The sequence below is a fragment of the Cohnella kolymensis genome (assembly GCF_000829465.1).
Lineage (GTDB): Bacteria > Bacillota > Bacilli > Paenibacillales > Paenibacillaceae > Cohnella > Cohnella kolymensis.
Genome location: NZ_JXAL01000008.1, coordinates 33,707 through 54,836 on the forward strand (window position 1 = coordinate 33,707; position 21,130 = coordinate 54,836).

Sequence of the window (21,130 nt, forward strand, 5' to 3'; positions counted from 1 at the left end):
CATGAATTTGTGGGAAGTCATAGTAAACAGACAAGAGGACATTATCAGCGCAACGATTGAGCATATTCAGATTTCGCTTATCGCTCTGTTGATTGCGATTGTCATATCAATACCTACAGGCCTGGCGCTTACCCGGTTTCCGAGATTCGCAGCCCCTGTGATCGGGTTTACGTCGTTGTTTCAGACGATACCGAGTTTAGCCTTGCTGGGCTTCATGATTCCATTGCTCGGCATCGGCATGGTTCCGGCGATCGTAGCTTTAACGGTGTATGCGTTGCTGCCAATTCTCAGGAACACTTACACCGGAATCATGAATGTACCGAAGCCCATAAAGGAAGCCGGCGTCGGTATGGGCATGACAAGCCTGCAGGTGATGTTTAGGGTCGAGCTTCCCCTGGCTTTAAGTGTAATAATGGCGGGAATCCGAACGGCAACCGTAATGGTCATTGGCGTGGCGACACTTGCTTCTTTGGTCGGAGCGGGAGGACTTGGCGACTTAATTTTCAGGGGAATATCCACGGTCAATATGGAATTGATTTTGGCTGGAACGATACCTGCTGCGGTGTTGGCAATCGTGTTTGACTTTGTGCTGGCTCGGATGGAGAAGGCTGTAACCCCAAGGGGGGTTAAACCGAGGGAGAGGGGCAGGTCCAAAGTTGTAAGAAGGATCGAGCTCATTTTGGGGGCGGCATTCGTCATTGCGTTTGTGGCAGCGCTAATTGTGAGAGCGAGCCCGTCGGGAGCCGATACGATTGCGGTGGGCGGTAAAAATTTCACCGAGCAGGATATATTGGTGCACATGATGGCCTCTTTGATTGAGGAAAAGACGGATTTACGGGTGAAGCGCAGCCCTTATTTAGGCGGGTCTCAAGTGACCCATAGCGCCCTTCTGAACGGAGACATCGACATTTATCCGGAATACACGGGAACGGCATGGACAGCCGTACTTAACGAGAAGCCCATCAGAGGAAAACCCGAAGTGACGTATGAGGCGGTGAAAACCGCTTATGAAAAGCAGTTTAATGCAACTTGGCTGAAGCCGATCGGCTTTAACAATACCTATACTTTGGCCATGAGAAGGGAGCATGCCGAACAGCTGGGTATATCGACCTTCTCGGAACTTGCGGAGAAGTCTCCCAACTTTGTGCTTGGCGCTACCCATGAGTTTCTGGAGCGGCCTGACGGCTATCAGGGGTTGAAAAAGATGTACGGCATGAATTTCAGGGAAACGAGGGGGCTCGAGCCCGGTTTAACCTACGGCGCGGTACGGGAAGGGACGACGGACGTGAATGACGCTTTCTCGACGGATGGCCGTATTCCGGCTTTCAAGCTGCAAGTGCTGATCGACGACAAGCACTTTTTCCCGCCTTATTATGCGGCTCCCGTCATTCGCATGGATACGCTGAAGGCACATCCTGAAGTGGAAGAAGTCCTTAATCTGCTGGCTGGAAAAATTGATGACAAGACGATGTCCTTATTAAACGCAAGAGTCGATCTGGAGGGGCAGGAAGCGCGCGATGTTGCGGAAGACTGGCTGAAGAAAGCCGGCTTGCTGCAGGGAGATTGAGATAGACAGCCGGTGATCCGATGAGGAACATCGGCTTTATTTTTGATAAGATTGTAACGACCGACTTAATAGGAAGGAGAAACACAGATGGATTATCGTCAACTCGGAAAAAGCGGTGTGCGTGTATCTGCGCTAGGTTTGGGGACGAACGCATTCGGCTCACGCGCAGACCGTGCCGCTTCCATCCGCATTATTCATGAGGCACTGGACTCGGGGATCAACTTCATCGACACGGCTAATACATACAGCGGCACCGAATCAGAGCGGATTATCGGAGAAGCTCTTGCCGGCCGCCGCTACGAAGCGGTGCTTGCCACGAAAGCCGGGCTTCCGCGGGGTGAAGGGCCGAATGCCAGAGGATCTTCACGCTATCACATTCAACAAGAGATAGAAGGCAGTTTGAAACGTTTGAACACAGACCATATCGATCTTTATCAAATTCATACATTCGATCCTCATACACCTCTGGAAGAGACTTTGAGAACACTCGACGATCTCATAAGAGCGGGTAAAATCCGCTATATCGGCGCTTCCAATTATGCGGCATGGGAACTGATGAAGGCGCTGGGCATCAGCGACCGGCTGGGCCTGAACCGTTTCACCTCCATTCAGCCCTCTTACTCGCTTGCCGATCGGACACCGGAGCAAGAGCTTGTGCCGTTATGCCTCGATCAAGGTGTCGGCATTATTCCTTATTTTCCGCTTGCCGGAGGCTTGCTAAGCGGGAAGTATACGGATGTCAGTAACCCGCCGCCAGGCTCGCGGCTGGAGAAGAATCCCGATTTCGCCAAACGGATCGATTCGGAGCGAATGCGGCTCGGCCGCGAGGTCAGCCGGATCGCTCAGGACCTCAATACCACACCGGCTGCGCTGTCGCTGTCCTGGCTAATGACACGTCCCGCGGTTTCCACCATTATTGTGGGAGCAACGAGAGTCGAGCAGTTGACGGAAAATTTGTCTGCAGCCTCGCTGAAGCTCGACACGGCAATACTGGAAGAGTTGGAGAGGCTCAGCTTACCGTTCCGGCATGGGGCGCCGTTTGCCGTCTTTCGCATATGAAATTCGAACTGGGCCGCTGCTTACTGTCTGAGCGATTGGCGGAGTCAGGTGTCACCCTGGATGATCTTAGTCGAACACTCCAATATAAGCCGGAGCGCTTATGCGACTTCATGGACAACAAGCGGATAATGCCGCTCAAGGTTGCCATATCAATAGCCGATACCCTGCGCTGTAATGTGACACAGCTGTACGAGCTGCATCCCAGCGGCTAGACAAACAAGTCCCGACGAGCTGTCGGGACTTGTTTTGCCTTTATGTATATCCTTTTTGCTGATATAATCTTGAACGAATCCGTCAAGGAGGAGGAACGCTGGAATGCCTACAATCAAGGATGTGGCCATAAGAGCGGGTGTTACGGTTACCACAGTATCCCGTGTGCTCAACAATCGCGGCTACATAAGCCAATCCACCCGGGAAAAGGTTCATCGCGTCATGAAGGAAATGCACTATCAGCCGAATGAAATTGCGCGGTCTCTCACACGGAAAAGATCCATGATGCTGGGGATGATTATTCCGACCATAGCGCATCCCTTTTTCGGGGAGTTGACGAATTACATCGAGAATTACGCATCTTCGTTAGGTTATAAGCTTCTGATCTGCAACTCAAGAATGGACAAACAGAAGGAAAAAGAATACATCGACATGCTGAAGAGCAACCGGGTTGACGGTGTCATCATGGGCAGTCATACGCTGGATGTTGAGGAGTACGTGAAGCTGAAACAGCCTATCGTAACGTTTGACCGGCGGATTGCCGACATTCCGTACGTATCTTCGGATAACTATAAAGGCGGTGTGCTGGCTGCTGAATTGCTGTTGAATAAAGGCTGTAAGAAGATCGCCCATATTTGCGGAAACTTGAGCTTGGATCTGCTGGGCAACAAACGCTCGGAGGGTTTTATTGAAACGCTGCGGCACCGCTCCATGGAACCCGCTGTCATTGAGCTCGGTACCGATGTGTTCGAGCACTCGGATTACGAGAGGGTGATCCTGAAGCTTCTCCAAGAGCATCCTGATGTTGACGGTCTCTTTGCGAGCAGCGACATTATAGCGATGAATGTCATTAAAGTCTGTTCGTCGCTTGGCATCAAAATTCCTGAACAGTTGAAGCTGATCGGGTACGACGATATCCAGTTCGCGGCTTTGATGAATCCGTCTATTACGACTATCAGACAGCCTCTTGAAGAGATGGCAAAGCTGGCGGTAGATCTCATTGACAGGCTGGCGGCCGCAGAGACGGTTCCATTAGAGCATATCCTGCCGGTAACGATCGTAGAACGTGAGACAACCTAGTCAAGAGCCCTTATCGACTTGATACGGCTTTTTTAAAGGACCTTATGTCAAGCGCTTGACATGTCAAACGGTTGATATATAATCGTTTTGTAAACGTTTTATATGATTCGGTTTACTTGCAGCAGGTGAAGTTCATATTAAGGGAGGAATACCGGTGAGAAAACTCAGTTCAACAACTGCACTGATTATGCTTCTTATTTTGACCGTAATTGTAAGCGCATGCGGCGGAAATTCCGGAGGAAACTCAGGTGAATCGTCAGGCTCTAATGACAGCGGCGGAAAGTCCGTCAAAATTACATTCCTGAATTCCAAATCCGAAATCCAGCAACAGCTGGCGGATGCCGCTAAGCAATTCACGGCTGCGAACCCCGGCATCGAGGTTGAGGTAATCACGACATCTCAATCGCAATCTCCTGTCGAGAAGGCGACTTCATTGTACTCGGCGGGCACGCCTGCTACTCTTGCCATGCTGGATGCCGGCGATATCGCGAAATTCAAAGATAAAGCTGCCGACCTTTCAAGTGAAAAATGGGTAAAGGATCTGGCCCAGCCTAACGAACTCGACGGGAAAACGATCGCATTCCCTTTTGCGATTGAAGGTTACGGATTTATTTATAACAAAGCGGTTGTCGATAAAGCGGCAGGCGGCAAATTCGATCCTGCAACGGTGAACTCGACATCGTCGCTGGAAGACCTTTTCAAAAAAATCGAAACTTCCGGCTCGGCCCCGCTGATCATCGGAAGCATGGACTGGTCGCTCGGCAATCACTTCCTGGCCCTCACTTACGCCGCTCAACCGGAGGGCGATGTCAACAAATACTTAGAAAGCCTGAAATCTGGCGAAGCCAAATTGGCAGACAATGCGGCATTCAAAGGCTTGATGGACACGTTTGATGTGATGAAGAAATACAACAAGGGCAAAAACGACCCTATGGCCGTTACTTACGAGCAAAGCTCCGCCGCCGTTGCCAAAGGGGAGGCTGCCATTACTTTCAACGGCAACTGGCTGATTACGGAGATGCAAAAATCCAATCCGACCGGCGAGTTCGGCTTCATCCCGGTTCCTGTAAGCAACAATGCAAGCGATAAAGCAAACACCTCGCTCGCTATCGGTGCCACCAAGCAGGTTTTCATCGATAAAGAGAAAAGCTCGGAACAGCAGCAAGCGGCGGCGAAGAAATTCCTGGACTGGCTCGTCTATGACCAAGCCGGCCAAGATTTCCTTGTCAACAAGGCGAATGTCATTCCAGCGTTTAAGAACATCACTTTGCAGCCTACCAACTCGCTTGCCAAAGCGATCGTAGAATATAACAATGCAGGCAAATCCATTCCTTTTGCAGGAAACGATGTGCCGGGCGATCACTGGAAAGTGCTTGGCGCCTCCATGCAAAAATATCTGGTAGACAAGTCAGACCGTGCGGCTTTGGCGGCTGAGGTTGAAGATTACTGGAAAAATGTAAAGTAATCACAGTCATTCTCTAACACAGCTAACTGAATACATCAGATGAATGTCGATAGATAAGACCATCAACCTTGTCTATCGACTTTCACTCTTTTTACCCGCATTAGAAATGGAGGAGATCGCTATATGATTTCTGAAAAGAATCGACTCAAGCGGCTGGGAAACCAGCTTTTTTTCACCGGTCCCACCCTGTTCGCATTTCTCGCAGTGATGATTGTTCCGTTTCTATATGGGATTTACATGACTTTCTTTGAGTGGGACGGCATCTCTTCCGTTATGCCCTTTGTCGGAACGGACAACTATGCTGCCGTATTTAACGATAAAAACTTCTGGACGGCTATCTGGCTGACCGTTAAATATGTTGTTGCTACCGTTATTCTGATCAATGTGATCGCGTTTTTTTCTAGCCTATTTGGTCACATCAGGTGTGAGAGGCCAGAACTTCTTCCGCACCTCGATATTTACCCCGAATCTGATCGGCGGCTGGTGCTCGGCTTCATGTGGCAGTTTCTGTTCAACAATTTTTTTCGTCACCCTGGGACAAAAATACGGCTGGGTCTTATTCAGTAAAACATGGCTGGGAGATGAAACGAAAGCGTTCTGGGCGTTGGTTATTGTAACGGTGTGGCAGTATGTCGGATATATGATGGTTATCTTCATCGCCGGCTTAATGAGCGTTCCGAAGGATATATTGGAGGCTGCTACCATCGACGGCACCAGTAGCTGGAAGAAGCTTACGCATATGGTGCTGCCTTTGATGGTTCCCTCTTTTATCGTCACCGTCTTCCTCTCTTTACAAAGAGGGTTTATGGTTTACGACGTAAACTATGCCTTGACGCAAGGTGGCCCCTTCGGCAGTACAGTGATGGCTTCCATGCATGTCTATGACAAAGCCTTCAAAAGGTACGATTACGGAATGGGGCAGGCAGAGGCATTTGTTCTGTTTTTTCTGGTGGCGGCGGCAACGCTTCTACAGGTCTATCTTAGTAAGAAATTGGAGGTCGAGGCCTGATGAAATCCCGGCTGCTCATCCAACGCGCACTCATCTATACCGTTCTCATCATCGCTGTCGTCGCTTTTCTTTTTCCCTTTGTACTGCTGCTGTTCAATTCATTCAAGTCCAACGCGGAAATCATAGATTCACCGCTGGCGCTGCCGACATCCTTTCATTTTGACAACTTCAAAATCGCGACACAGGAAATGAATTACTTCGGCAGCTTTGCCAATTCGCTGATCATTACCTTTGTAAGCCTCATCTTTATCGTGATTTTTTCAGCGATGGCTGCTCATTACTTTGTTCGTAATAACACGAAGATGAATAATTTATGGTTTTTCATGATGGTGGCGGCGATGATCATTCCTTTCCAGGCCATCATGATTCCACTGGTGTCCATTTACGGTCAAAAATTGGGATGGATCCAGACGCAGCCTCAGCTGACGCTGATGTTTATGTATCTTGGATTCGGCAGCTCTCTGGCGGTATTTATTTATCACGGGTTTATCAAAAGCGTTCCGAAGGAACTGGAGGAGGCAGCTATATAGACGGCTGTAACCGCCGGCAATCGTTCTTCCGGATCGTGTTCCCGATTCTGAAGCCGACATCGGTAACGATCGGCATTCTGAATGTTTTATGGATTTGGAACGACTTCCTGCTGCCGGTGCTCATTCTGCAGAATGCAGGAAGAGAAAATTTCACTTTGCCGCTGGCCATTCAAGTGTTTAACGGTACCTACACGGCTGACTATGAGAAGTTCCTGCCTGCAGTGCTGCTCGTCACTCTGCCTATTCTCATCGTCTATCTCTTTGCGCAGCGCTTCATTATCGAAGGGGTAACCCAAGGCTCAATCAAGTGAAAAAGAAGGTGTTGTTTTTGGAACGGATCATTCATCCGGAAGCCATCAAGAGAGCGAACGAGTCGGTTGAGGCTGCATTGCAAGAGGCGGCGCACGATCCTCACCGCTTGGCGTATCACGCCAGCCCGCCGGTATATTGGATGAACGATCCGAACGGATTGATCCATTATAAAGGCGAATATCATCTTTTCTATCAGCACAATCCGTATTCGGAGCAGTGGGGCGATATTCACTGGGCGCATATGAAGAGCAAGGATCTGGTTCATTGGGAGCAGCTTCCCATCGCTCTCGCGCCGAGCGAGGAATACGATATCGACGGATGCTTTTCCGGCAGTGCGGTGGAACATGAAGGAAAAATGTATGTATTCTATACGTCGAATTTGTATACGACTCCTGCCGGGCTGCCGGACGATCTGCTTCAACAGCAATGTGCCGCCGTGTCCGCAGATGGCATCCATTTCAAGAAACTCTCAGAGAATCCTGTAATTAAAGCGCCTCCGGAACCAATCGGACAAACCAATCATTTTCGCGATCCGAAGGTGTGGAAGCATCAGGACAACTGGTATATGGTACTGGGAGCAAAGAAATATGACCGGGGAAAAGTGCTCGTGTACAAATCTGCCGACTTGATTCACTGGGAATTTCTGAATGTGGTCACGGAAAGCGACGGTTCCATGGGGTATATGCACGAATGCCCGGACCTGTTCAGTGTTGGCGGTAAAGATGTGCTGCTGCTTTCTCCCGAAGGTGCCGGAACAAAAGAGGATCCTAGATTGTCAGGCTATTATATTGGCGAGTTCGACTATGAAACCGGACATTACCGGCATGAGGCGTTCCGCAGATTGGATTATGGCTTTGATTTTTACGCTCCCCAGACGATGCAGGGTGCCGGCGGGAGACGCATTCTATTCGGGTGGATGCCGATGGACGGCAAAGCTTTGAATAAGAAATGGGCCGGCGCGATGACGATTCCGAGGGAAGTTAAATATAGCGGTGGAAACAGGCTGCAAATTGAACCGGTCGAAGAAATGAAACGGCTGCGGGGATTGCATCATGCTGTTGGAGAATACAGGGTCACGGCCGGCCAGGTTCAGCCCATACCCGGAATCTCCGGCGAATGCGTTGAAATGATCGTTACCTATGATCTGCAAACGACGGATGCGATAGAGTTTGGGCTGCAGGTTCGCTGCTCGGAAGACGGCCGCGAGAAGACGGTTATTAAATATGATAGGGAGACGGCACAAGTTATTTTTGATCGGAATGATTCCGGAGCGGGAGATAAAGGGGTAAGGGGCTGCACGATTGAGGACGGTCAGAATCGAATGCTGCGTCTGCACATTTTCCTGGATCGTTCGGCACTGGAGTTATTTATTAATCAGGGGGACTATGTGATGTCCGGATTTATTTTTCCTGAAGAGACGAGTCAAGGCATTCGTTTCTTTGCGAATGGTGGTACTGCTCTAATCCACAGTATTGATTTCTGGCAGCTTGCGCTTTGATCGTTCTATCCTGAACGCCCTATCCTCATCGAGGATGGGCGTCTCTTTTTTGATTGATGTCGGGAGGATTATGAAATAAACTATAAAAATAAGCTTGCACGCTTGGTTGCTCTACCCAGGTTAAGGGGGATTATGTTTGAGGAAAGTACATATAAACTCCGCGAAGCCAGGGGATGCGATGGCCAAGCCGATCTGGACGGACAACGGCAATATCCTCATAGGTGTCGGGGTTGTATTGAACGACCGTTATATTGAGAGGTTGAAATCCCTCGGTATAGATTCTGTGTATATTGAGGATCGTAATACTTCGGGTATCATACCGGAAGATGTGATCCGGGACGGCACGCGCAAGAAGGCAGTGGAAACCGTGTATCAGACGATGTCGGAGCTCACTGCGGCGAATGAAATCAAACGCAAAGTCGTTTCCTCAAATATGGGCAAAGCTACCATCAAGTATTGAGCGATATTCTGTCCGACTTGGCCAATCAGAAGAATATGCTGTTTAACCTGACCCATCTCCATGCCAGCGACGGCTATCTGTTTCACCATTCGGTGAATGTCGCCATCCTATCGGGAATTGTCGGAATCGCCAAAGGCTATAACCGCAATCAGCTGATGGATCTTGGAGTAGGGGCTCTGTTATTTGATATCGGCATGACTTATTTTCCGGATCAGCTCTGGCAGAAACGGACGCAATTAAATAAAGAAGAAAGGGAACGGTTAAGCAAACATACGGAGGAAGGCTTCAATTTGCTCCGAAAGCAATTCGATATTTCCTTGTTGTCCGCCCACTGCGCGCTGCAGCACCATGAAAGATATGACGGCACCGGCTACCCGAGAGGTCTGAAAGGGGAAGAAATTCACGAGTACGCCCGCATAGTGGCTATTGCAGACGTATATTGCGCCCTTACCTCCGCCAGACCCTACAGAAAAGCGTATTCGCCCAATGAAGCGATAGAATTCTTGTATGCGAATGGAAACCGGTGGTTTGATCTGGAATTGATTAAAATTTTTGTGAACCATATTGCCGTATATCCGCTGGCGACTACCGTATTACTGAATACAGGTCAGATTGGCGTTGTGGCGGCGATCAATCCGACCTCTTCCAATCGGCCGATTATTCGAATAATTGCGGAAACTGAGGACGCGCCGCAGTTACTCGTGCCTTATGAAGTGGATTTGAGTAAACAAATGAATATTACAATTATAAAAGAGTTATAGAACGACAAAGCCCCGATGTCCGGCAAACATCGGGGCTTTGTGTTTCGCTGTCGTTATTTTATCACGATCGGAAAGTCAGCTTACATAAGCTTTTCGGCCTGCGCCCAGACCTGCGAGCAGCAGCAATATACTTGTGACAATGAGGATCATGAGCGGAAAAGTCCATCCATGAGTTAAGTCATGCAATAACCCAAAGGAGATCGGTCCGACGGCCGCCAGCAAATAACCGGCGGACTGCGCCATACCGGACAGCTCGGCTGCTGCACGGTCATTATGTGTACGAAGCCCAAAAAAAGCCAGCGCAAGACTGATGCTTGATCCTACAGCAATGCCGATAAAAACGATCCAAAGCCAAGTCAGCGACACACTGCCGGCCAGCAGTCCGATATAACCCGCCAGATGAAAAATGACGGTAACGATAACAATCCCTCTTTGATTAGGACGGCGGGCCGCGAGAACAGGAACGATAAAAGAAACGGGGAGGCTGACGAACTGCATCGCAGACAACATCCAGCCGGCTGTACTGATGCTCATTCCCCGTTCATGCAAAATCACGGGCAGCCAATTGGCATTGATGTAAAATAGCAAAGATTGCAGCCCCATGAAGAAGGTCACTTGCCAGGCCAGCCGCGAACGCCATATCGAGTTTCCCGCTTCGGTAACTGCCTCCGTCTGACGATTGCGCAGCAGCGGAAGCCAGCACAAGAAAGCTAACCCCGCCAGAACAGCCCAACTCGCCAGCGAACCGCGCCAGCCTAAGCCGATGGACAATGGAACGCTAATGCCGGACGCGAGCGCACCGCAAATATTCATCGACATCGAATAAGCGCCCGTCATTAACCCGATTTGGTTCGGGAAATCGCGTTTAATCAGACTGGGCAGCAGCACATTGCCTATGGCGATCGCCAGACCAATCACAAGCGTGCCGAGAAACAAAGTAAGTATCGATGGAGCGGAACGTATAACAATTCCTGCAGTCAATAAGGCCATGCTGGCGAACAATGTCATTTCCAAACCGAATCGCCGTGCTATTCTCGGAGCAAGCGGTGAGAGAATTGCAAAAGCGATCAAAGGCAGAGAGCTAAGCATACCGGTTATTGTGTTGGACAAATTTGTCTGAGAGCGAACAGCTTCGATTAATGGCCCCAATCCGGTTATGGAAGCCCGAAGATTGGCGGCTAAGAGCATAATTCCTAACACCAGCATAACGCTCATAGCCATGGACCTCTCAGACAATTTCTCTTCAGTCTTGCTGTTAATCAACGAAAAAACACCAGCTTTCAGTTAATACTTGTTAGCTTGCCAGACTGTTCATTTTCGGTTTGCGGTTCACCAAATAAATGCTGACTGCAATTAATGCCAATCCGAGCAACAGATACATAGAGAAGGGCTCATGCAAAAACAGCGTGCCGCATATCACGGAAACGAGCGGTACCAAAAAAGTGTACGAGGCTACTTTACCGGCATCGCCGGAGTTTACAAGCGTAAAGTAAACAACCCAGGAAGCGGAGATTCCAAGAAAGGTGCCGAAGATCAGTCCGAATAAATAGGGTCCGTTCCAGACGATGTTCGACCAGCCTTCAGTGACCGATCCTGCGGCCGATAACACGAATCCCCCGATGAGACATTGAAAAGCGACCAGCCAGATGGAATCCGTACGGTGACTGACCTTTTTGACATATACGGTTCCGATTCCCCAGCCTATTGCAGTAATCAGCGCAAAAACGATACCCATTATCGCAATGTGCCCCGACAAACCCCCGGTACTAACCGCAGCTACGCCAAGAAATCCAAGGATCAACCCGAACAGCTTTAAAGCATTCATCGGTTCACCCAGCCACAACCAAGCGAATATGCCTACTAGAACCGGCTGCAGATAAACGATGACTGAGAATAGTCCGGAAGGGGTCAGCATTAATCCAATGGTTTGAAGACCATAAAATATGATGACGTTAAACACGGATGAAATGAGATAGATAGGCCAGTTCTCTTTCCAACGAATTTGCTTCCACTTTGATAGATAAAGGACAACAAGCAGCAGCCCTCCGAAAAAGGTGCGCATACCTGCGAACAGAAGCGGCGGCGTGTAATCCAAAGCAATTTTATAGATCGGCCATGAAACTCCCCAGACAATAACCAGGAAGGTAATGAGTGACAGCGATTTGGCGCGTGATAATTCTCTCATGATGTCTCCTATTCCCTGTATTTAAGTGAGCAACTCTAAAATTATATCATACGCCTATCGGACGGATGATTAAAAGTGTCAGACAATGGAACAAACGAAAACCCCCGGGTTGTCCCCGGGGGTTTGCATTTTACCGAACAAAAAATTTCCGTATCACTTCATTGACCGCTTGGTTGGTAATCGGCTTGCTGATATAATCGTCCATCCCGGCCTCGATGCATTTTTCCCGATCGCCCTTGAGCGCATTGGCCGTTACCGCTACGATGATCGGACATTGGTCCGGTGAGAGATTATCCTTAATTATCGTCGTGGCTTCAAGCCCGTTAATACCCGGCATGTGCACATCCATAAAAATAATGTCGAAGGATTCCGTCAGCGCGGCGTCCACAACCTCATTCCCGCCCTCAACGATCCGAATAGTATGGCCTTGATTTTCCAGCATCTTGACCAAGACCAGTTGATTGATTTTGTTATCCTCGGCGACCAGAATCTTGATGTTGCGTACCGGCGCCGCCTGCTCGATTGCAGCTGCTGTCTGCGTAGCGGCATCGAAGTAGCCGGCCGTTTTGAAGGTAACAGTGAATACGAAGGTGGAACCCGGTGAATCTTCATGTACATCTTCATGGTCGACCCAGATGTTGCCGCCCATCAAATTCACGAGCTTTTTGCTGATCGCAAGTCCCAGCCCCGTTCCCTCCGACGTCCGGGTCATGAAATTATCCAATTGGTAGAACGGCTGGAACAATTGATCCGTTTTCTCTTTAGGGATGCCGATGCCTGTATCCTTTACCTTAAACATAAGCTGAACCGTGTTGTCCGCTTGCGCAAGCTTTTTGACCGAGATGGAGATGCCGCCTTTGTCCGTAAATTTAATAGCATTTCCGATCAGGTTCATGAGAACCTGCTTTAGCCGTTTGGAATCGCCATAAATGAGAGGAGGCACATCCTGGTGCATGGAAAAAGAGACTTCAAGCTGCTTGGTCTGTGCTTTCGGCGAAAGCAGGTCGACGGACTCGAAAATACACGCGCGGACGTCCAAAGGCTCCTCCGCAAGCTCTGTAACACCCGAATCGATTTTGGAGAAGTCCAATATATCGTTAATGATGTTAAGCAGGGTTTCTCCGCTTTTACGAATGATTTCCAAGTATTCTCGCTGCTCCGCACTTAAAGACGGGGACTCCATGAGAAGATCGGTCATGCCGATCACACCGTTCATCGGGGTGCGGATTTCATGGCTCATCATCGCCAGAAATTCGCTTTTCGCTTTGTTGGTGGATTCTGCCGTTTCCTTGGCGATCATCAGCTTTTTCTGCTCGGTAATGTCCTTGGCGATAATGTAGAACCCGACGTTCTCGTTATTGATAATAATCGGGGCGATTGTCGTCAATACTTCCGCCTCATGCCCGTCCCTGCGAACCATTTTATCGATGAGCTTTTCTGCCGAGGAATCTTTCAAAGAAGCCGCAAGAACCTGTTTTACATCTTTCCGCGCGATAAACCGGGAGAAATGCATGCCGACCATCTCATGGATAAAGTAACCGGTCAACTCCTGTGCCATCACGTTTGCGTTAATGATATTTCCTTCTAAAGTGAGCGAGAAGATCGCATCATGATTATATTTTTTAAGTGAAGTGTATCTTTCGACCGTTTCTTGAAGCTTCAGCTCTACCAATCGGCGCTGGGTGATATCTTGCAGCGTGCCGTTAACCTTAATAGGATGTCCGTCATTAGAGCGTGTCACAACACCCCTGATATGAAGATGTTTAACGTTTCTGTCTTCTTGGGCCGCTTGGAATTCAAAGTCGAAATCGTTGCCTTGTATCAACGATTTTTCAATTGTCCGCTCAAATTCAGGTCGGCTCGACGGATCTACCAGATCCGTGATCTGATACGATGTATCATTCTCGCATTTCAGATTTGTGAGATGAAAAATTTGATCGGAGAAAGACACCTCATCATGGAGAATGTCCCATTCCCAGCTGCCGATCAACGCGATGCGGTGGGCCTCCGCGATGATGTGCTGGCTCTTTTTACGTTCGGTAATCTCTCTTGCAATGCCGAAATAAATATCGTTTTGCTCCTCGTCTTGAATCAATGTGACGATGAGTTCGAACCATAAAAATTTGCCGTTTTTATGGCGCAGTCTCATTTGCTGAGGAGGTTCACCTAAACCTCTGCTTATTTGCAGCTTGCGCAAATCATCGGGATGATACAGGAACGAGCGAGGCTTTCCGATTAATTCTTCAGGCGAATAGCCAAGTGTTCTTGTAATGGATGGGGAGAAATGCCTGAATATTTCGTCTGCTGAAGAGATACCGAAAATATCGTGGGAGTATTCAGCGATCAGCCTGTACTGCTGCTCCAAGGTCAAATACTTTAACTCTGCCGCTTTTCTTTCCGTTATATCGGTTGCCTGCAGGAAGAAGTTAGGAATGTTATCCGGACATTGAACCCGGGTTAATTTGATGCATGCCGCAATATACCCTCGTTCCTTGTGAAAAAGCCGAAGCTCACTTTCAAAAGTTCCGGAAATGAGATAGGACTCCATATTGTCCATAGGATTCTCGGGACTCACGAGATCCTGAAATTTATATGTAATCAATTCTTCCTTGGATAAACCGAAAATCCGGCACATCGCATCATTCGTTTCCAGCCACTGACCATCGGCAGTAAGCAGCGCCATACCGTTGGACGAGCCTAGATAAAGCTGCTCGAAGATCGATGGAGGGATTTGTACACTCGGCATAAGCCTGATTCAGCTCCTTGAATTTAGCCGTTTTGCATAAAGCACATTGGGATATATACCCTTTAACAATAGTAATTGAAACTTTCAAATAAAAAAAGGAGCTTTGGGGTTTCTCCGCTCCATTAAGGCGATCATATAGGGTTGACTCAGTTATACTTGATGAAGCGCCGTCCGCCGATTTGCGCTTGAATATAAGGAGAATTCGTATGTGTTCCTTCAGATTCGTGCAATCGCGTGCCCCCGGGTGCGAATTGGGATAAATAGATATAATCCGGATAATCCACTTGATCGGTCAAATACGCGGATTGCATCGCCCACGGTCTCCGCAGCCGATTCAGCATCTCAATGATCATATGTGAAGGCAATATGCCCATGCCGTGCCCGAAGAACAGGTCTTCGCCGCATTTTATGACATTTTCGCCTTGCCATTGCGGAGTCGCAGGATTTACATCAGGATTTCGGAAATACAGCACATCCCCGATGAAGGAATTTTCTATCCCTGAATCTGGATCAGTTTCAGGTCGGGGTCAAATTGCCAATCATACAGCCGTAAGTTAGCGAACAACCGGTTAAACTCACTCTCTTTAATCGAATCCAGAATTCCTTTGTATAACACAATAAGAATTCCGGTCGCACATTCAAAACCGTACATTCTTCCGTGCACGAATATATCGCGTATACCGGCAGCGGGAGTTACCCCTGGACGAAGCTGCAATGCCCCTTCAGGCGTGCGATGCCAGACACGTTCGTTACAATAAGTATCTTTAAAGGTGGCGAACCTGGCACCGCTTCGGTTTAAGCCGTGAGCGGCTTGTAAAATGTTGCTTCTTAACCTCATTTCAAACTGCAGCTGTTCGATGGAATTATACCTGTATATGACGGGGCTGCTGCTCTTTTGTATATATACTTCCCGGGCTAGCTGAGGCCAGCGGGAGATGTCGATCGACGCTTGCGCACCGGCGATGAGAATCACGGGTTTTCCTTCCCTCCGTGTGAGAATGTGACGCCTATGGCATTGTATGAGAGGATTCGGGGTGCTGTGCGGAGAATTAACTAAGGCTTAGCAGATAAAAAGGGTGAGGTCATATGCGATTTAAAGCTTCTTTTTGGAACTTTGTAATCGGCCAGTCGCTGGCCAGCTTGGCGGATGTGTTTTTTATCGTTGCCGTTATCGTCTTCGTCCAAGAGTATACACAATCCGCTTTCATTACCGGTCTGATCCCGATTATTCGTGTCACGGCGTTATTCATAAGCGGCATGTTAGCGCCTTTAGTTATGGACCGTCTAGCGTTGCGGACGGTTTTGATGGCAAGCCAGGCCGGAGAGGCATTGTTCCTGTTTCTGATGGCGGCTTTATTCGGGATCTTTATGTCCGGACACGGACTTGTTTTGTTGTTTGTGTTCATGTTCGGGTTCGGATTTTTCAGAGGTTGGTGGGGGCCGGCTCATAATGCGATGCTTCCGAGACTCGTTAATCCCGACTTATTGGTAAAGGCTAACGGCTTGATGTCTACGACGGATCAGACGGTGCAAATGGCCGGATGGGCGGTCGGCGGCATTGTCGTGGCTTTTTTCGGGTGGCAGAATACTTTTTGGCTGTCTCTTGTGATCATGCTGATCTCTATCGTATCGCTCTGGTGGGTGAGGGATGACACGGCTGTGGAAAAAGATGATGATAAGAAGGTTTCCAGCTGGGAGTCTATGAAAACCGGATGGTCCACGATCTGGAGGACGCCGACGCTTCGGATCGTCACGATGATGGATGTGATCGAGGGTATCGCCAATGGCGTATGGGCGGGAGCCATTATTTTGGTGTATGTAAATGAAGTACTGCATAGAGGCGCCGATTGGTTCGGTTTCATCAATGCCAGCTATTTTGTGGGTACGATCACGGGCGGCTTGCTTGTCATGGCATTGTCGAAGTGGGTTGAACCGCGGTTAATTGTATCAATGATTGCAGGCTCCTTACTTTTCAGCTTGATGATCTTCGGCTATGCGCTTACTTCACTGCCGGCTGTTGCACTGATACTTTGCGTACTGATGGGGCCAGCCTACCAATTGAGAGATATCGCCCAAAGAACGATTTTTCAAAAAAAATGTGTCGGTATCGGAGCTGCCCAAAGTGTTCGCCGCACAGGGCACGATCATCGCGGTCACTTTTGGTGTATCCGTGTTGGTTATGGGGCTGATTACGGATTTGTTCGGCGTCCGGATGGCTTATCTAACGTCTGCGGCGATGTTTGCCGTTTCCGGCATGATGGCGTTGTTGTTCGCCCGGTCAATGAATTTAAAAAAACCTTGCAGAAAGCAGCTAAGCCGGCTGTTTTTTGCAAGGTTGATTTGCGGTTTAAAAGTAAGATTGACGATGTGGATTGTTCTTTTGGTGCTCGAGCCCTTTAATAAAAATGTATCTCTGTAAGCCGGCAGAATGGGAGATGGCCAGATCGCCAAAAGACCGAGCCTGCTCGTAGTCCCCTTTTTTATAGGCGGCATCGGCATCAAGAGCGTATTTCACGCCCTTATGTCTTATTTTACTTTTCATCTCCTCGAAAGCAGCCCAGTCATTCTCAATCAGAGCAATCATGGCGCTATACAGATGGCGGGCATCCGGATTTTTAATTTGAGGGACAACTTCCTTGGCTTCGGCTAGACGGTTAGTTTCGATGTAATAATAGGCGTCGGCATTCGCCCGTATCTCCCGGTTCTTGATCTTGGGCATGATGGCGGCGGCTTCTTCAAACCTCCGGTTGATCATTTCACGCATGAAGGCATAGTAGGATGTTTGGCTTTGTTTAGATGAGCTTCAACCGCGCGCATATTTTTATCGGCACGAAACACATACAAATTGTGGACAATAGCAATGGTGAACGTAAGGATGAAAATTGCACCCGCCAGTATGAGAATACCCGGCACCGAGAGTATCTCGATTCCGCTCATCCCGAACCAGACACCGAATGCTCCTCCTATAGCGACAATTGCGATCCATTTGATTGCTGTACTCATTTCAGAATATACCCCTTTAGCAAAATCAGATGTCAAAAGTATACCATGCACCGGCAGCCAGTCACATCACGCAGTTGGTGATTCAATGCCGAACATTGCGTATAATGAAAAAAGATAGATGGCGTAAGACAAACATAAATGGAGGAAATATATGAAACGTTCAACAATTATCGGACTTGTAGTGGGTGCGCTCGTACTGATTTTGATCTTCTCGGCGGTGGGATCGTACAACCGGCTTGTTTCCGCCGAAACGGCGGTGGACAATCAATTCGCGCAGATTGACGTTGTCCTTGAGAGGCGGGATGCTTTGATTCCGAACTTGGTCAATACTGTGAAAGGGTATGCGGCTCATGAGAAAGAAGTTTTCGAGGCAATTGCCGCTGCGCGCAAAGGTCTGGCCGGAGCAGGAACGGCAGCCGAGAAGGCGGATGCGAACAACCAGATGGAGAGCGCGCTGTCCAGATTGCTTGTAGTCGTGGAGAATTACCCGAACCTCAAAGCGGATACGCAATTCACCCGTCTGATGGATGAGCTTGCCGGCACGGAAAACAGAATATCGGTGGAGCGCCGGGATTATAACAACGCTGTGACTTCTTACAATACGAAGATCAGGAGGTTTCCGGCATCGATCTATGCCTCGATGTTCGGCTTTGAGAAGAAGGAGCTGTTCAAAGCCGCGCCAGGTTCGGAAACCGCCCCTGAAGTCAACTTTTAATAATGGCGCGCTTTTGTTTCAAGATCTGCGCCGCTGTATGGCTGCTGATATGCGGACTCGGGTTCACGAGCGGAAATGCATGGGCGGCGCAGCCGGATTCCACTTACGGTGTTTATGTCCAAGATGAGGCTGGCATTATCTCCGCGCAAACCAAGAATGAGTTGTACAGCAGGGCAGTTTGGCTGCATAAGCAGACCGGCACCGCGCAAATCGGAATTGTGACGATAAATGAGTTGGACAACCGGTCGCTTGAGCAGTATGCCGTAGACCGGTTCCGTGAAATGGGACTCGGCGGCAAAAAACGGAACGATGGCGTGCTGCTCCTGTATTCCGCCGCGGATAAGCATGTGCGGTTGGAAATCGGATTTGGCTTGGAAGGACGCATACCGGACGGCAAAGCAGGGGAGATTCTCGACCGCTACTTCGTCCCTAACCGGGATGCGGGTCAACTGGATCTCGCCTTCAGCCAGACGCAAGCAGCTGTGCTGCAGGAAATCGCGGCTGAGTATGGCGTTGATACATCAGGCATTGAAAATATGCCGGCGCTTCCCGATCAGGAGAGCAGCGGTTTCTTTGACGGCATGCCGGGCTATATGAAAGTTGTGCTTGGAATCGGAGTCGTTTTTTTGATCTTTCTGGATTTCAAGTTTACGGGAGGCGCAGTCACCTACTCCATTCTTAACATGCTCGGACGGAGAGGATCCGGAGGCGGCGGTTACGGAAGCGGAAGAGGCGGGGGACGCGGAGGCGGCGGTTCTTCCGGAGGCGGCGGTGCAAGCAGATAAGGGCTAGGATTCGTTCATGAAACCTTGATTTCAACTTCATCATATCTTCATGCAGCGCGGCTGCATGGATGGTATGATTTTTTTATTCCTAGATAAAAAAGGGGAAGAGAGTAAACATGCATAAAACGATTATTATAGGCACAGGCCCTGCGGGACTGACCGCGGCGATTTATCTGGCTAGAGCGAACTTGAATCCGTTGGTGATCGAAGGCCCCGAACCGGGCGGACAATTGACGACCACTACGGAAGTCGAGAACTTTCCCGGATTCCCTGAAGGTATAATGGGCCCGGAATTAATGGCGAACATGCGCAAGCAAGCCGAGCGTTTCGGTGCGGAGTTCCGCTCAGGCTGGGTGAATAAAGTGGATATGTCGAAACGTCCTTTCACCTTGTCGGTAGAGGGCATGGGGGAGCTTCAGGCGGAAACGCTCATCATCTCCACCGGCGCATCGGCCAAGTACTTGGGTATTCCGGGGGAAAAAGACAGTGTCGGACGCGGAGTAAGTACGTGTGCCACATGCGACGGATTTTTCTTCCGCAACAAAAAAATCGTCGTAGTGGGTGGCGGAGATTCGGCGATGGAGGAAGCTCATTTTCTCACGAAGTTTGCTTCTGAAGTGGTTCTGGTTAACCGCCGGAATGAGCTGCGTGCCTCGAAGATCATGCAGGACCGGGCTCGCAACAATCCGAAGATAAGCTGGAACCTGAATCGAACTCCGCTTGAAGTGATAAGCGGTGACAACGGTGTAACCGGTCTTAAGGTGAACAACAACGAAACCGGACTGGAAGAAGTGATCGAAACGGACGGCATTTTCGTGGCTATCGGGCATACGCCTAACACCCGGTTTTTGGATGGGCAGCTGGATACGGACGAAACAGGCTATTTGCTGGTTAAGCCGGGAACGACGGAAACCAATATTCCAGGTGTGTTCGCGTGCGGGGACGTGCAGGATCACCGCTATCGCCAGGCGATCAGCGCGGCGGGGACCGGTTGTATGGCCGCATTGGATTGCGAAAGGTTTTTGGAAGGTTAATCACGTATAATAGAAAGCATGGCGAAGAGCAAACGGCTGGGCGACTGGAAACAATGGGCAAAACAATTAAAGAGCAATATACGTGTACTCTATTTGGCGTGTCGGGATCCGAGGACTCCATGGTACGCCAAATGGTTTGCGGTTTGTGTTGTTGCATATGCGTTTAGCCCGATCGATCTGATCCCCGACTTCATCCCTGTGCTCGGCTATTTGGATGACCTTATTCTGGTTCCCTTAGGCATTGTGCTTGCTCTTAAGATGATTCCTGGAGAAATCATTACGGACTGCAGGCAAAAGGTTGAACTAGAGTCGGACGGCGGCAGGCGGAAGAATTGGTTTATGGGCGTCTTGTTCGTGCTGATCTGGATCGCCGCCGCAGTGTGGATTAGCGCGGTCGCGTTTAAAATGTAATCAAGTATGATGTTTTTCATCGTTGTTTGGCTATGTATGCTTCATCGCTGCTGCAAAACAGGGCCGGTTCAAAGTCATTGATATGACTTCTGAGCCGGCCTATTTTTATCGCTAAAAATTTTGCGGTTCCTCTTCAGCGTCCTCTGTTACCTCGCTCACATCGCATACTTCCGCAGCTGCGGAGCGGAACTCTTCTTCATTCTCCGAGCCAAGCTTGTCTCCGAATTGGTCAAGACGCGCCGGGTTGCTTGCCACTCCGTCGTTGCCAGGTTCATTGTTTCGCGGCGTCATTCTACCATC

At 49.3% G+C, this 21,130-nt stretch carries 21 protein-coding genes and 2 pseudogenes; 15 read left to right on the top strand and 8 right to left on the bottom strand.

The features are described 5' to 3' along the window. The first annotated feature begins 1 nt into the window (after position 1). From SD71_RS25855 to SD71_RS07545, 10 genes and pseudogenes are all read left to right on the top strand, one after another. A complete protein-coding gene (locus SD71_RS25855; RefSeq protein ID WP_041061718.1) occupies positions 2–1,567 on the top strand; it encodes a glycine betaine ABC transporter substrate-binding protein in 1,566 nt (521 codons plus the stop codon). Between the two features lie 87 nt (positions 1,568–1,654). Then, positions 1,655–2,626, top strand: a complete 972-nt coding sequence (locus SD71_RS07515) for an aldo/keto reductase (RefSeq protein ID WP_041061720.1) — start codon at positions 1,655–1,657, stop codon at positions 2,624–2,626. Then, positions 2,623–2,838: a helix-turn-helix domain-containing protein gene (locus SD71_RS22955; protein WP_082034115.1), complete on the top strand. Its 216-nt coding sequence runs from the start codon at positions 2,623–2,625 to the stop codon at positions 2,836–2,838. The genes SD71_RS07515 and SD71_RS22955 overlap by 4 nt, the downstream gene beginning before the upstream one ends. A gap of 103 nt (positions 2,839–2,941) precedes the next feature. After that, positions 2,942–3,916, top strand: a complete 975-nt coding sequence (locus SD71_RS07520) for a LacI family DNA-binding transcriptional regulator (protein WP_041061723.1) — start codon at positions 2,942–2,944, stop codon at positions 3,914–3,916. A 154-nt stretch (positions 3,917–4,070) separates the two neighbouring features. Next, positions 4,071–5,381 carry an ABC transporter substrate-binding protein gene (locus tag SD71_RS07525; protein WP_407637529.1) on the top strand — a complete coding sequence of 437 codons (1,311 nt, stop codon included), beginning with the start codon at positions 4,071–4,073 and terminating at the stop codon, positions 5,379–5,381. Positions 5,382–5,504: 123 nt separating this feature from the next. Continuing rightward, positions 5,505–6,390 (top strand): annotated as a pseudogene (locus SD71_RS07530) (carbohydrate ABC transporter permease). Beyond that, positions 6,390–7,231: pseudogene (locus SD71_RS07535) on the top strand (carbohydrate ABC transporter permease). Before SD71_RS07530 ends, SD71_RS07535 begins: the two co-directional pseudogenes overlap by 1 nt. Before the next feature lie 17 nt (positions 7,232–7,248). Beyond that, on the top strand, positions 7,249–8,730 hold the full coding sequence (locus SD71_RS07540; protein WP_200889576.1) for a glycoside hydrolase family 32 protein: 1,482 nt from the start codon (positions 7,249–7,251) through the stop codon (positions 8,728–8,730). Between the two features lie 136 nt (positions 8,731–8,866). After that, the gene (locus tag SD71_RS25860; RefSeq protein WP_326998718.1) at positions 8,867–9,190 is read left to right on the top strand and encodes a hypothetical protein; all 324 of its coding nucleotides are present in this window, start codon (positions 8,867–8,869) and stop codon (positions 9,188–9,190) included. Next, positions 9,187–9,951, top strand: coding sequence for an HD-GYP domain-containing protein (locus tag SD71_RS07545; RefSeq protein ID WP_326998719.1), 765 nt, complete (start codon positions 9,187–9,189; stop codon positions 9,949–9,951). Before SD71_RS25860 ends, SD71_RS07545 begins: the two co-directional genes overlap by 4 nt. A gap of 75 nt (positions 9,952–10,026) precedes the next feature. On the opposite strand, the gene SD71_RS07550 is transcribed toward SD71_RS07545, so the two are convergent. From SD71_RS07550 to SD71_RS25515, 5 genes are all read right to left on the bottom strand, one after another. After that, positions 10,027–11,211: a CynX/NimT family MFS transporter gene (locus SD71_RS07550; RefSeq protein ID WP_407637530.1), complete on the bottom strand. Its 1,185-nt coding sequence runs from the start codon at positions 11,209–11,211 to the stop codon at positions 10,027–10,029. A 34-nt stretch (positions 11,212–11,245) separates the two neighbouring features. Then, the gene (locus SD71_RS07555) at positions 11,246–12,136 is read right to left on the bottom strand and encodes a DMT family transporter (protein ID WP_041061725.1); all 891 of its coding nucleotides are present in this window, start codon (positions 12,134–12,136) and stop codon (positions 11,246–11,248) included. A gap of 130 nt (positions 12,137–12,266) precedes the next feature. Beyond that, on the bottom strand, positions 12,267–14,882 hold the full coding sequence (locus SD71_RS07560) for a PAS domain S-box protein (RefSeq protein ID WP_041061728.1): 2,616 nt from the start codon (positions 14,880–14,882) through the stop codon (positions 12,267–12,269). Positions 14,883–15,028: 146 nt separating this feature from the next. Beyond that, positions 15,029–15,355, bottom strand: a complete 327-nt coding sequence (locus SD71_RS25510; RefSeq protein WP_268747716.1) for a hypothetical protein — start codon at positions 15,353–15,355, stop codon at positions 15,029–15,031. A gap of 20 nt (positions 15,356–15,375) precedes the next feature. After that, positions 15,376–15,855 (bottom strand): hypothetical protein, encoded by a 480-nt coding sequence (locus tag SD71_RS25515; RefSeq protein ID WP_268747717.1) that lies wholly within the window; start codon positions 15,853–15,855, stop codon positions 15,376–15,378. A gap of 113 nt (positions 15,856–15,968) precedes the next feature. Between SD71_RS25515 and SD71_RS07570 the strand changes: the two genes are divergently transcribed. After that, entirely contained in the window at positions 15,969–17,282 is a 1,314-nt protein-coding gene (locus SD71_RS07570) for an MFS transporter (protein WP_052476061.1), read from the top strand. Here the strand turns inward: SD71_RS07570 and SD71_RS22075 are convergent. Both SD71_RS22075 and SD71_RS07580 read right to left on the bottom strand, forming a co-directional pair. After that, the gene (locus SD71_RS22075) at positions 17,230–17,601 is read right to left on the bottom strand and encodes a hypothetical protein (RefSeq protein ID WP_152619378.1); all 372 of its coding nucleotides are present in this window, start codon (positions 17,599–17,601) and stop codon (positions 17,230–17,232) included. The two genes, SD71_RS07570 and SD71_RS22075, sit on opposite strands and share 53 nt — an antisense overlap. Positions 17,602–17,633: 32 nt before the next feature. Beyond that, positions 17,634–17,885 (bottom strand): hypothetical protein, encoded by a 252-nt coding sequence (locus SD71_RS07580; RefSeq protein ID WP_041061734.1) that lies wholly within the window; start codon positions 17,883–17,885, stop codon positions 17,634–17,636. A 151-nt stretch (positions 17,886–18,036) separates the two neighbouring features. Between SD71_RS07580 and SD71_RS07585 the strand changes: the two genes are divergently transcribed. The 4 genes from SD71_RS07585 (at position 18,037) to SD71_RS07600 (ending at position 20,830) form a co-directional block, all read left to right on the top strand. Continuing rightward, a complete protein-coding gene (locus SD71_RS07585; RefSeq protein ID WP_041061736.1) occupies positions 18,037–18,600 on the top strand; it encodes a LemA family protein in 564 nt (187 codons plus the stop codon). A 2-nt stretch (positions 18,601–18,602) separates the two neighbouring features. Then, positions 18,603–19,385: a TPM domain-containing protein gene (locus tag SD71_RS07590; RefSeq protein WP_041061738.1), complete on the top strand. Its 783-nt coding sequence runs from the start codon at positions 18,603–18,605 to the stop codon at positions 19,383–19,385. Between the two features lie 116 nt (positions 19,386–19,501). Continuing rightward, on the top strand, positions 19,502–20,419 hold the full coding sequence (gene trxB / locus SD71_RS07595) for a thioredoxin-disulfide reductase (protein ID WP_041061741.1): 918 nt from the start codon (positions 19,502–19,504) through the stop codon (positions 20,417–20,419). 18 nt (positions 20,420–20,437) lie between these two features. Further along, positions 20,438–20,830 (top strand): YkvA family protein, encoded by a 393-nt coding sequence (locus SD71_RS07600; protein WP_041061744.1) that lies wholly within the window; start codon positions 20,438–20,440, stop codon positions 20,828–20,830. A 111-nt stretch (positions 20,831–20,941) separates the two neighbouring features. On the opposite strand, the gene SD71_RS07605 is transcribed toward SD71_RS07600, so the two are convergent. After that, a complete protein-coding gene (locus tag SD71_RS07605; protein ID WP_041061747.1) occupies positions 20,942–21,121 on the bottom strand; it encodes a hypothetical protein in 180 nt (59 codons plus the stop codon). Positions 21,122–21,130 lie beyond the last annotated feature (9 nt).